The organism is Streptosporangium sp. NPDC001681, assembly GCF_040298085.1.
Lineage (GTDB): Bacteria > Actinomycetota > Actinomycetes > Streptosporangiales > Streptosporangiaceae > Streptosporangium.
On sequence record NZ_JBEOZN010000217.1, the window covers coordinates 1 to 9,342 of the forward strand.

A 9,342-nucleotide genomic window follows, 5' to 3' on the forward strand; every position below is an offset into this window, starting at 1 on the left:
GACGACTACGGGCTGGCGGCTCAGGCCGCGCAGCATGTCATCAAGAAGGTCACCGACGCCTACGCCACGCTGCACGCCAATCTCCGCAACGGCAACGTGGGCAGGCCCGGCTCCGCGCGGCGCGAGCGGGCCTTGGCCAAGCCGATCGTCTTTCGCCCCGGCGCGGCCCAGCCGTTCGACGACCGCTGCCTGTCCTGGCAGATGGACGCGCGCACAGTGAGCATCTGGACCACGCGCGGGCGAATGAAAAACGTGGCGTTCGCCGCCTCGGCCGATCAGCTCCAGATGTTGGCCGCCTACCGCAAGGGCGAATCGGACCTCGTGTACCGCGATGGCATGTGGTTCCTCATCGCCACCTGCGACCTGCCAGAGGTGCCGGTGCGCACCCCGAACGGATTCCTGGGGGTGGACCTGGGGATCGCCAACATCGCGACCACCAGTGGCGGGGTTCGCCACAGCGGCAAGGGCCTGAACGCGGTCCGCCACCGCCACCGCGAGTTGCGCCGCCGCCTGCAGGCCAAGCAGACCAAGTCCGCCAAACGGCTGCTGAAGAAACGCCGCCGCAAAGAAGCGCGCTTCGCCGCCGACACCAACCACACCATCGCCAAACGCATCGTGACCGAGGCGCAACGCACCGGGCAAGGCATCGCGCTGGAAGATCTCCAGGGCATCCGCGACCGGGTACGGCTCCGTAAGCCCCAGCGGGTCACGTTGCATTCGTGGAGCTTCCACCAGCTCGGCCGGTTCATCGCCTACAAGGCGGCCCGTGCCGGTGTCGCTCTGATATTCGTGGACCCGGCCTACACCTCGCAGGCCTGCTCGGCCTGCGGGCACGTGGACAAGAAGAACCGGCCCGACCAGGCCGGCTTCGCCTGTACGTCGTGCGGTTTCGCTGAGCACGCCGACGTCAACGCAGCTCGTAACATCGCCTCGCGCGGTGTCACAAGCTGGGCAGTGAGTCACGCTGCCTGACGCGGACCAAACCGTCGAAGCCACCGACGGCGAGGAGCTGCAAGCTCAGTCCTTCAGGGCTGAGAAGCTGACCTCAGTTCGGCGGGGGAGAGGCCCAGTTCCGCCGCGGCGGCCGTCTGGATGAACTCGGTCATGCGCGCCCGGGAGAGCAGCCGCCTGTGCACCGTCACCTGGGTGGCCAGGCCGTCGATGAGAGACATGATCCGCCAGGTCGAGCCCTCGGGGTCCGCGCAGACGAAGGTTCCCGCCGCGACGCCGTCGTCGATGATCGCGTGAAGCGCCTCCTTCCACCGCGTGTCGATCCTGCGGGACGTCTCCTCAAGCTCGGAGTTGCGCATCGACTCGGCCCAGGCGTCGATCCACAGGGCCCACGACTTGGTCTTTCCGCCGGGGGGATAGAACCTGAGCAGGGCCCGCAACCGGTCGAGGGGTGAGCCGCCCGACTCCTCCACCCTGGCGAGCGCGTCCAGATGGAGTTGGGCCGCGTAGGAGAAGGCCTGGGCGAACAGCTTCTCCTTGGTCTCGAAATGGTAGAAGAGCAGCGCCTGGCTGACGCCGGCCGCCTGCGCGATGTCCGCGGTTCGGGTGTGACCGAACCCCTGGGCCGCGATGACATCGCAGGCGGTTCGGAGCAGATCTTCACGACGTAATCGCCCAAATCCCCTTGCCACAAGGGAACCCTAGCGGGTCAGGGGGCGCCGTCCTGGTCGGGGTGCAGGGGGATCCGCAGGACGAACCGCGCGCCCCGGACGCTGTCCTCCAGCCTCAGGATGCCGCCGTGGGTGCGGGCGATCTCCCTGGCGATGGGGAGTCCCAGTCCGGTGCCTCCCTCGTCCTTGTTGCGGGAGGCGTCCAGCCGGGCGAACCGCTGGAAGACCAGCTCCCGCTGCTCGGGCGCGATCCCGGCGCCGTCGTCGAGCACCTCCACGACGGCCGTTCCGTCGTCCCTGGTCACGCTCACCGAGACCTTGGAGTCGGCATGCCGTTCGGCGTTGTCCAGCAGGTTCGTCAGCAGCCGGGCCATCCGGAGCCGGTCGCCGGTGATCGCCACCCCCGGCTGCAGCTCCCTGTCGATCTGGACATTGCGCCGGTGCCTGTCCAGCTCATCGCAGACAAGCATGCCCAGGTCGATCCGCTCGTAATGGGCGGGCACCCCGGAGTCGAGCTTGGCCAGTGTCAGCAGGTCCGAGACGATCGCCTGAAGCCGGTCCAGGCTGGCGAGCATCGCGTGGGCCTTCGCCGTCCAGTCGATGTCGTCGGGGTAGCGCAACGCCTCCTCCACCTGGGCGCGCATGGCGGTGAGCGGGCTGCGCAGGTCGTGCGAGGCGTCGGAGGCGAACCTGCGCTGCTGCTCGGCCGAGGCCTCCAGCCGGTCCAGCGTCTGGTTGATCGTCTCGGCCAGTTGCCTGATCTCGTTCCGCGCGGCCGGCACCGGCACCCGGCGGCCGATGTCGGTCGCGGTGATCTCCTCCAGCTCGCGTCTGATCGCCTTGACCTGCACGAGCGCCGTCTTCACGGCCCTGAGTGTCACGATCGTGAAGGCGGCGCCGCCTATCACGATGGTCGTCGTGACGGCGGTGAGCGTCAGCCGACGGTGTACCGACCGCGCGTTCCCCGCGAACACTTCACTCCTCGGCGCTGAATAGGGCCACTAGGCGGATTAATTGCCGTTTCCTGGTGATTGATGGCCAAGAAGGGGCAAATATCCTTTCACCTTCCCCTGTAGAGCATTGCTCTGTACGGCTGATCGGGTGCTGGCTAGAGTAAGTGAGCACTGATTGGAGCGGACATGAATCTTCAGGAGTACCGGCGGCGTGCCAGGACCTGGCTGGAGGCCAACGCTGGAGACGTCGAGGCCGAGGCCACCCCGGACGCGGGTGGGGTCGCCGCCGCGAAGGCCTTCATGGCGCGCATGTACGACGCGGGCTACTCGGGGATCGGCTGGCCGAGCGAGTGGGGCGGCCAGGGGCTGACCCAGGCGGAGGAGCGGGCCTTCGCCGAGGAGGCCGCGGGCTTCACACTGCCGACCTACGTCTTCTCCATAGGACTCGGGATGTGCGGGCCGACCCTCGTCGACCTCGGCACCCCCGAGCAGAAGGCCAGGCACCTGCGTCCGCTGCTGCGTGGCGAGGAGATCTGGTGCCAGCTCTTCTCCGAGCCCGGCGCCGGCAGCGACGTCGCCGCCCTGCAGACCCGGGCCACCCCGGCCGAGGACGGCTGGACGGTCACCGGGCAGAAGGTCTGGACCTCGGTCGCCCAGCACGCCTCCTACGGGCTGCTGCTCACCCGTACCGACGTGGACGCGCCCAAGCACAAGGGCCTGTCGATGTTCATCGTGGACATGCGCGCCCCCGGCGTCACGGTCCGCCCGCTGCGGGACATGACAGGCCGCGCCCACTTCAACGAGATCTTCTTCGACGACGTGCACATCCCCGCGGAGAACCTGGTCGGCCAGGTCAACGACGGGTGGAGCTGCGCGGTCACCACACTCCTGCACGAGCGCCTGTCCATCTCCAGCGGCGTCGGCATGGGCGGCCGCAAGGACAACCCGGTCGCCTTCGAGGTACTGCGCCACACCGCCGACACCGCCGACCCGGTGGTCAGGGACCAGCTCATCGAGCTGCACATCCGCTCCCGCGCGCTCGCCCTGTTCAACGAGCGCCTCTCCCAGGAGACCAAGGCCGGCGTCTTCCCCGGGGCCAGGGGCAGCGCGGCCAAGCTGCTGCTGGCCGAGCTGACCATGTTCCAGGCCGACCTCGCCACCTCGCTGGCCGGGCCGGGGGCCGTCGCCTACGAGGAGGGTGGCGGGCGGCTGGCCGAGGCCGTCTCACTCGCTCCCGCCATGGCCCTCGGCGGCGGCACCAACGAGATCATGCGCAACATCATCGGCGACCGGGTGCTCAACCTGCCGCCCGAGCCGCGGGTGGACAAGAACGTGCCGTTCAAGGACCTCAAGGTGAACGGGTGACCTCCGGGCTCGCGCAGAAAGGCGGAAACATATGAAGCTCGTGCTCACCGAGGAGCAGCGGGAACTGCGCGGCGCGGTCCGTGCCTTCCTCGCCTCCGCCTCGCCGCTGCCCGAGGTCCGGCGGGCCGTCGAATCCGAGACCGGCCACGACCCCGAGGTCTACCGCAGGCTCAACGGCGAGCTCGGGCTCGCCGGCCTCGTCGTCGGAGAGGAGCACGGCGGCGCGGGGGCCGGGTACGCCGAGCTCGCGGTGGTCCTGGAGGAGACCGGCGCGGCGCTGCTGCCGGGCCCCTTCCTGGCCACCACCCTCGCCACGATCCTGCTGACCGAGGTGGGCGACAAGGAGCTGCTGCCCGGCATCGCCGCGGGGACCACGCTCGCGACCGTCGCCCTCGACGGCGGCCGCGCGCTCAACGGTGCCGAGGCCGACGTGGTCCTGGCGATCGAGGGGCCACGGGTCCTGGCGGTCAGAGGCGGTGACCGCACCCCGCTGACCACCCTGGACATCACCCGCAGGCAGGCGAAGGTGGATCTGGGCGCGGGCGAGGAGATCGCCTCGTCGACGGAGGGCGTGGCGAGGGCCAGGGACCTGTTCGCGGTCGCGGTGGCCGCCGAGCAACTCGGCGTGCTGCGCGCCTCGCTGGACGCCATCGTCGGCTACGCCAAGCTCCGGGTGACCTTCGGCCGCCTCATCGGCTCCTACCAGGGCGTCAAGCACCGGCTCGCCGACATGCACTGCAAGCTGGAGCAGGCCGAGTCGATAGTCCGCTACGCGGCCTGGGCCGCGGACGAGGCGCCCGGCGAGCTCTCCTCGGCCGCCGCGCTCGCCCAGGCCTACGTCGGCAGGGCCTGCTTTGAGGTGGCCCGGGACAACCTCCTGCTGCACGGCGGCATCGGTTTCACCTGGGAGCACGACGCGCATCTCTACTACAAGCGCGCCAAGGCCGACGAGGTGCTGCTGGGCGCGCCCCGCACGCACCGCACCCGCCTCGCCGAACTGCTGGAGCTCTAAAGGAGGAACGTCCATGGCCGACATCAGCGGGCTACCCACCTTCTACCGGATCGCCGAGGCCGATCCCGGCCGCCGCGCGCTGATCCACCCCGACGGCGCCGTGACGACCTACGGAGAGTTGCTGGCCACGGTCAACCAGGTCTCACACGGCCTGCGGGCCCGCGGGCTCGGCCGAGGCGACGTGGTCGCCGGAGTGCTGCCCAACGGCATCGACGCGGTGGTCATGCTGATGGCCACCGGGCAGGTGGGGCTGTACTACGTACCGGTCAACTGGCACCTCACAGCCGCCGAGATCGACTACATCCTGGCCGACTGCGACGCCCGGGTCGTGGTCGCCGACCCGTCGTACTCCGTCGAGAAGGCCGTCGGCGTGGCCGAGCTGGCCGAGGGGCAGCCCACGACCGCCCCTGACGACCGCTCGGGCGGTGGCGTCATGTGGTACACCTCGGGCACCACCGGGTTCCCCAAGGGCGTGCAGCGCCCGCTCTCCAGCCACGAGCCGGAGGCGACCGTCCCGCTCTACACCTGGTTCCTGGGCGAGGTCTGCGACCTGCGGGCCGGCGACGAGATCCACCTGGTGACCTCGCCGATGTACCACTCCGCGCCGTGCGCGCACACCATCTTCGCCCTCCACCTCGGGCACACCCTGGTGATCGCGCCCAGGTTCGAACCGGAGGCCATCCTGGAGCTGGTCGACAGGTACCGGGTCGGCAACGCGCTGATGGTGCCGACCATGTTCCACCGGATGCTGCAGCTTCCGGCGGAGGTCAGGGCGCGCTACGACGTGTCGTCGCTGCGGCAGGTGGTGCACACCGGCGCGGCCTGCCCGGTGGCGGTCAAGAAGGGCATCATGGACTGGTGGGGGCCGGTGCTGTACGAGTACTACGGCTCCACCGAGACGGCCATCGCCTTCTCCGTCAAGCCGCACGACTGGCTGGAGCGTCCCGGCACGGTCGGCCGCCCGGCCCCGACCTTCGAGGCGAGGATCCTCGGCGCGGACGGGGAGGAGCTCCCCGCGGGCGAGCCCGGCATGATCTACGTGAGGTCGGGCACCGGCGGTTTCGAGTACCGCAAGGACCCGGAGAAGACCGCCGCCAGCATGCGCGGTGACTGGTACGCCCCCGGTGACATCGGCTTCATGGACGCGGACGGCTTCCTGTTCCTCTGCGACCGCCGCACCGATCTGATCATCTCCGGCGGGGTGAACATCTACCCCGCGGAGATCGAGGCGGCGATCCTGGAGCACCCGGCGGTCGCCGACGTCGTGGTGATCGGCGTGCCCGACGAGGAGTGGGGCCACCGGGTGGTCGCCCTGATCCAGCCGGTGCCCGGTCCCCGCCCCTCGGTCGAGGAACTGCTGGCACACCTCGGCCCGCGGATCGCCCGCTTCAAGCACCCCAGGGTCATCGAGTTCCGCGACGAGCTGCCCCGCACGCCCACCGGGAAGCTCTCCCGCTCCAAGGTCAGGGAGGAGTATCTGGCCTCCTGACGGTCCCGTGCCCGTACGCCCGGCGGACCGGGGCGTTCGTCACCGGTCGACGGGAACGCCGGGGAGGGTCTCCCCGATCCGCTCGCGCCGGGCCGCCGCGTGAAAGGGGCGCGGAAACCTCAATTCCTTGAAGCGCTTTTCGTGACCACTGTTTAATCACCCGTATATCGATAATTAATTTATCCATGATATCATGTTGGAAACCATCGAATAAGTGCGGCTAATGTTTCGGGCGTAAACTCCGGTCAATTCAAAGGAGTGTCGTCCGTGTGTTACGACGCAGCTGCCGCCCCGCCTGTGCCGAATGCTCCGATCACCCGGGCGGAGGCCGCGCAGGCCATCCTGACCTCGGGTGACGGCACGCGCGTCGGCGCATTTCTCGCCCGCCCCGAGAAACCGTCAGGGGTGGGGGTGCTCGTCCTCCCCGACAATCGCGGACTGTCGGGCTTCTACCAGCAGCTCGCCGTACGGCTGGCGGAGCTGGGGCACACCGCGGTCGCGATCGACTACTACGCGCGCACCGCCGGAACCGACTACCGCGACCGGCCCGAGAGTTTCGCCGACATGGCCACGCTCATGCCGGACCATCTCGCCAGGCTGACCTCCGAGGGACTGTCCGCCGACATGTCGGCCGGTGTCGAAAGGCTCCGCGAGAGCTGCCACACCGTGGTCTCCCTGGGGTTCTGCATGGGGGGCAGGTTCGCGTTCAACACCGCCGCCCCCCGCTTCGGCCTCGACGGGGTCATCGGGCTGTACGGCTTTCCCGGCGAGCTCAACGGGGCCCCCGGCCCCATCCAGCTGGCTCACCTGATGACCGCGCCGGTCCTCGCCCTGTGGGGCGGTGGCGACGAGAACATCCCACCGGCCATGGTGACCGCCTTCGACGACGCCCTCACCGCCGCCGGGGTCGGGCACGAGTTCGTCACCTACCCGGACGCGCCCCACGGCTTCTTCGATCATCAGCTTCCCGACTTCGCCGACGCCTCGGCCGACGCCTGGCGGCGCATCACCCGCTTCATCTCCGCCACCGCCCAGGAGGCCATCGCGAAGTGAGACCGGTCGAGTCCCGGACGTGATCGGTCGCGCGTCCGACCGGCTCCGGCGGCGGAACCTCGCATCCGTGACCGGGCTTCGGGCCGGCCGCTTCGCGGGAGCCCGTGGTCAGCGGGTGATCCACTCGGTGGAGGTGGTGACCTCCCGCAGCACGCCGGGGATCGGCTCGACGCCGATGCCCGGCCCGCCGGGGACGTCCAGATGGCCGTCGCTCAGCTCGAAGGGCGGCGTGATGTCCGTCGTGTAGTAGCGGTGGGAGGCGGAGATGTCGCCGGGCAGCGTGAAGCCGGGCAGGGCGGCCAGGGCGACGTTGGCGGCGCGGCCGACGCCCGTCTCCAGCATGCCGCCGCACCAGACGGCGACGCCGTGGGCGCGGCACAGGTCGTGGATGCGCCGGGCCTCCAGGTAGCCGCCGACCCGGCCGGGCTTGACGTTGACCACGGAGCAGGCGCCCAGCGAGATGGCGGCGGCCGCGTCGGCGGCCGACTCGATGGACTCGTCCAGGCAGATCGGGGTGGCGATCCTGTCGGCCAGCCGGGCGTGCTGGACGATGTCGTCGTGGGCCAGCGGCTGCTCGATGAGCAGCAGTCCGAAGGGATCCAGCCTGGCCAGGTGGGGCGCGTCGGCGAGGGTGTAGGCGGCGTTGGCGTCGACCTGGAGGAGCAGGTCGTCGCCGAAGCGCTCCCGTACCGCGCGGACCGGTGCCAGGTCCCAGCCGGGCTCGATCTTGAGCTTGATCCGGACGTAGCCCTCGTCGAGATAGCCCGCGACGGTGTCCAGGAGTTCGGGGACGGAGTTCGTGATCCCGATCGACACCCCGGCGGGAACGCGGTCGGCGGCGGCGCCGAGGAAGGAGGCGAGGGATTGACCGGACGCGCGCAGCCAGGCGTCCAGGACCGCGCTCTCCAGGGCCGCCTTCGCCATCCGGTGGCCTTTGAAGGGCTGCAGCGCGCGGCCCACGCCGTGGACGTCGGCACGGGCGGGCAGGGCCGGGATGAGGAAGCGGCGCAGCACGTCGGCGGCGGCGTCGACGTACTCGGGGGAGTAGAGCGGGTCGGACATGGCCACGCACTCGCCCCAGCCCTCCGCCTCGGGGGTGACCACGCGGAGCAGGAGCACGTCGCGTTCGGTCTCCGTGCCGTAGGAGGTACGGAACGGCGTGACCAGTGGCATCGCGACCCGCCTCAACTCGATCCCGGTGATCTTCAAGCTTCCTTCTCCCATTCGTCGCACCGGGTTCCATTGTCATGCCGGGGGCACCCCCGCGTCGGGAGTACCCGCCTGGGGGCCGCCGCTCCACGAGGTGGCCCGTCTCACGGCCGAGGCCGATCGCCTCCTTACGGCAGGCCGCCCGCTGTCTCGCAGAGGAGCGGCCGCCGCCCCCGTCCCATCTCGGCTCATGCCTCCGCGAGGCTCAGGCGGGCCTGCCCAGCTCGGCGCGGAACAGCCGGTGCACGTTGCCGCCGATGATCTTCACGATCTCCTCGTCGGCGAAGCCGTGCTTGAGCAGGGCGTCGGTGACCAGGGGCAGGCCGCTCGGGCCGGACAGTCCGGGCAGGGTCGCGCCGATGTCGACGCCGCTGTAGCCGGGCTCCTCGCAGCACGGGGGAGTGACGTCGTGCATGACCTCGCGGATGAAGTCCGGACCGAGCCCCACGTGGTCGATCCCGCCGACGCTCACCACGTGCTCGATGTGGTCGACCAGCCGGTCCACCGTGTACTCGGTGACGTCCTCCGTCAGGAAGGCGGGCAGGAAGTTGACGCAGACCACGCCGCCGGTGGCGGCGACGCCGCGGATCTGGTCGTCGGTCAGGTTGCGGTGGTGGTCGCGCAGCGCGCGGGCCGAGG

General features: G+C 70.1%; 9 protein-coding genes. 5 read left to right on the plus strand and 4 right to left on the minus strand.

Annotated elements, in window-relative coordinates:
* A partial coding sequence (locus tag ABT130_RS45770; protein WP_350966224.1) for an RNA-guided endonuclease InsQ/TnpB family protein occupies window positions 1–972 on the plus strand: 972 nt, incomplete at its 5' end.
* A 53-nt stretch (window positions 973–1,025) separates the two neighbouring features.
* Here ABT130_RS45770 and ABT130_RS45775 read toward each other — a convergent pair.
* Both ABT130_RS45775 and ABT130_RS45780 read right to left on the minus strand, forming a co-directional pair.
* A complete protein-coding gene (locus tag ABT130_RS45775; protein WP_350923667.1) occupies window positions 1,026–1,643 on the minus strand; it encodes a TetR/AcrR family transcriptional regulator in 618 nt (205 codons plus the stop codon).
* Between the two features lie 17 nt (window positions 1,644–1,660).
* Window positions 1,661–2,596 (minus strand): sensor histidine kinase, encoded by a 936-nt coding sequence (locus ABT130_RS45780; protein ID WP_350966225.1) that lies wholly within the window; start codon window positions 2,594–2,596, stop codon window positions 1,661–1,663.
* A 165-nt stretch (window positions 2,597–2,761) separates the two neighbouring features.
* On the opposite strand from ABT130_RS45780, the gene ABT130_RS45785 reads away from it, so the two are divergent.
* The 4 genes from ABT130_RS45785 (at window position 2,762) to ABT130_RS45800 (ending at window position 7,494) form a co-directional block, all read left to right on the plus strand.
* Window positions 2,762–3,940: an acyl-CoA dehydrogenase family protein gene (locus ABT130_RS45785; protein WP_350923670.1), complete on the plus strand. Its 1,179-nt coding sequence runs from the start codon at window positions 2,762–2,764 to the stop codon at window positions 3,938–3,940.
* A gap of 31 nt (window positions 3,941–3,971) precedes the next feature.
* Window positions 3,972–4,952, plus strand: coding sequence for an acyl-CoA dehydrogenase family protein (locus tag ABT130_RS45790; RefSeq protein ID WP_350923672.1), 981 nt, complete (start codon window positions 3,972–3,974; stop codon window positions 4,950–4,952).
* A 13-nt stretch (window positions 4,953–4,965) separates the two neighbouring features.
* Window positions 4,966–6,441, plus strand: a complete 1,476-nt coding sequence (locus tag ABT130_RS45795) for an AMP-binding protein (protein WP_350966226.1) — start codon at window positions 4,966–4,968, stop codon at window positions 6,439–6,441.
* A 297-nt stretch (window positions 6,442–6,738) separates the two neighbouring features.
* Complete coding sequence (locus ABT130_RS45800; RefSeq protein ID WP_350923676.1) at window positions 6,739–7,494, plus strand: dienelactone hydrolase family protein; 756 nt, start codon at window positions 6,739–6,741, stop codon at window positions 7,492–7,494.
* A 108-nt stretch (window positions 7,495–7,602) separates the two neighbouring features.
* On the opposite strand, the gene menC is transcribed toward ABT130_RS45800, so the two are convergent.
* Entirely contained in the window at window positions 7,603–8,703 is a 1,101-nt protein-coding gene (gene menC, locus ABT130_RS45805; RefSeq protein WP_350966227.1) for an o-succinylbenzoate synthase, read from the minus strand.
* Window positions 8,704–8,908: 205 nt separating this feature from the next.
* A partial coding sequence (locus ABT130_RS45810; protein WP_350966228.1) for a dipeptidase occupies window positions 8,909–9,342 on the minus strand: 434 nt, incomplete at its 5' end.

Coding starts and splice junctions, on each gene's coding strand:
- ABT130_RS45790 (WP_350923672.1), top strand. CDS start 3,972: ATGAAGCTCGTGCTCACCGAGGAGCAGCGGGAACTGCGCGGCGCGGTC.
- ABT130_RS45795 (WP_350966226.1), top strand. CDS start 4,966: ATGGCCGACATCAGCGGGCTACCCACCTTCTACCGGATCGCCGAGGCC.
- ABT130_RS45785 (WP_350923670.1), top strand. CDS start 2,762: ATGAATCTTCAGGAGTACCGGCGGCGTGCCAGGACCTGGCTGGAGGCC.